General features: G+C 45.8%; 3 protein-coding genes. All 3 read left to right on the top strand.

Going from position 1 to position 2,230, the window contains the following annotated elements; genetic code table 11:
- A partial coding sequence (gene mnmH, locus A3735_RS15310; RefSeq protein WP_068638229.1) for a tRNA 2-selenouridine(34) synthase MnmH occupies window positions 1-933 on the top strand: 933 nt, incomplete at its 5' end.
- On the top strand, window positions 930-1,781 hold the full coding sequence (locus tag A3735_RS15305; protein WP_068513588.1) for a putative selenate ABC transporter substrate-binding protein: 852 nt from the start codon (window positions 930-932) through the stop codon (window positions 1,779-1,781). The genes mnmH and A3735_RS15305, both read left to right, overlap by 4 nt.
- A gap of 1 nt (window position 1,782) precedes the next feature.
- On the top strand, window positions 1,783-2,230 hold a 448-nt coding region (locus tag A3735_RS15300; RefSeq protein ID WP_231882562.1), incomplete at its 3' end, for an ATP-binding cassette domain-containing protein.

The following is a 2,230-nucleotide window of genomic DNA, read 5'->3' as shown; positions in this document are numbered from 1 at the left end:
TCAGGCCAGGATAGTGCCATTGAACTAGGACACGAGCTGGTATGTGGCGAAAATAAAGCCCAAAAGCTTGAGGCCTGGTTGGCTTTTGCTAAACAGAACCCCCAGGGCTATTTGTATTGCTTTCGGGGTGGTTTGCGATCAAGAACCACACAAGGCTGGATTAAAGACGTAGGTGTGGATTACCCCTTGATAAAAGGCGGCTACAAAGCCATGCGTCGTTTTCTGATTGACGAAATGGAAACGCAAATCAGCGAGCTGGACTTCACCGTTATTAGTGGCCGAACGGGCACCGGTAAAACACGCGTTTTGAAGCAGTTCAATAATTACGTCGATCTAGAAGGCTTGGCTCATCATCGTGGTTCTAGCTTTGGTCGAATGTTGACCCCTCAACCTAGCCAAATAGATTTTGAAAACAAACTATCCATCGCCCTATTAAAAGCGCGCCATCAAAATAGCGGCACGGTATTTCTGGAAGACGAAAGTCGTTTGATTGGCCGTTGTGCTTTGCCTTTGACTTTGAAAGACCGCATGTCTGCTTGCCCTTTAATTGTCTTAGAAACGCCTTTGGAAGAACGAATCGATGTAGTGCTTCAAGACTATGTGATTGATATGACCGAAGCCTACTTAAGCCGGGACGGTGAAGAGCAGGGCATTGAGAATTTCTCTAACTATCTGTTTGAGAGTTTAGGGAGAATAGAACGCCGCTTGGGTAGCGAGCGAAAGAATCATCTACAGCAAATGATGGTACGAGCGATCAAACAACAATTTTCTGCTTCAGAATCTGATGAGGCTTACGGCCTTCACCGGGAGTGGATCGAACATTTACTAAAAGATTACTACGACCCAATGTACGATTATCAGCTCTCAAAGAAGGCTGAAAGAATTGTATTGCGGGGAAGCAAAGACGCACTATTGGAGCACTACTCAAAATGAAATTATTCAGTACCTTGATCATATTGTTTAGCCTAGCGGTGAGCGCGCAGGCGAAAGATTTTACCTTTACCGCCATCCCTGATCAGGACAGCACCCAGCTTGAGCAGCGCTTTGGTGCAGTGTCTGAGTACTTAGGGAAGGCCTTAGGCATTGAGGTACGTTATGTGCCGGTTAAGTCTTATGCGGCTGCAGTGACAGCATTTCGAAATGATCAGGTTCAATTAGCCTGGTTTGGTGGTTTGTCGGGTGTGCAGGCGCGCTTATTAGTGCCAGGCTCCCAAGCGATCGCACAGGGAGATGAAGACCGCTTCTTCAAGACTTACTTTATTGCGCATCATTCTACAGGTTTAAAAAAGAGTGATGAATTCCCAAAAGGTATTGCTAATAAGACACTGACCTTTGGTTCAAAAGGTTCAACATCGGGTCGCTTGATGCCTGAGTTTTATATCCGTCAACACCTTAATGATGCGCCTGATGCGTTGTTCAAACGTATAGGTTTTAGTGGTAATCACTCACGCACAGCCGCTTTGGTTAACTCAGGTGCCTACGAAATTGGTGTGTTGAGCTACAAGGTTTGGGAAAAAGAGCTAGCCGCAGGTAAGATTGATCCAAAAAAGGTTCAGGTTATTTGGGAAACACCTCAGTACCAGGATTACCAGTGGAGCATACGCGGTGATGTGGACGCGCATTGGGGTGAAGGTTTTGGTGGAAAGATTAAACAAGCCTTGTTGAATATGAAAGACCCTGACTTGCTAGCGCGTTTTCCTCGTAAAGCCTTTATTGAAGCGAAGAACGAAGATTATCAGGCAATTTTGGATACCGCTAAAAGCATTGGTTTGATTGACTAATATGCTTGATACGGGGGCACCGACAAAAACCATATTTCATCTCTCCAAGCAGGATTTAGCGTGGCAAGGTAATACCGTGCTGCGTGACTTGGAGATAGAAATTAAGGCCGGTGAAAAAGTCGCACTGCTTGGCAAGAGTGGTGCAGGTAAAAGTACTTTACTCAAAGCACTATACCAGCTGCGCCCCGATGATATTGCCTTCTGTCAGCAGGCGCCGGCTTTGGTCCCCAGTTTATCTTTGTTCCATAACATTTATATGGGGCAGTTGGATAAGCACAATTTTCTCTATAACGCTTTGAATTTGTTTTTTCCTCAGAAGGCGGTTCAAAAAAAGGTAGCCTTGCTTGCACAATCTTTAGGTTTACAAGAACACTTGAAAGCGCGTGCCGAGACCTTATCTGGCGGTCAGCAACAGCGTGCAGCATTAGCTCGAACGCTGATCCAGGAAC

It is taken from the genome of Oleiphilus sp. HI0061 (assembly GCF_001635675.1).
The sequence above is the reverse complement of the archived record's forward strand: the minus strand, read 5'-3'. Positions and strand labels throughout refer to the sequence as shown.

What these genes read in the sequence shown, in the direction of transcription:
- A3735_RS15305 (WP_068513588.1), top strand. Translation starts at nt 930, where the DNA reads ATGAAATTATTCAGTACCTTGATCATATTGTTTAGCCTAGCGGTGAGC.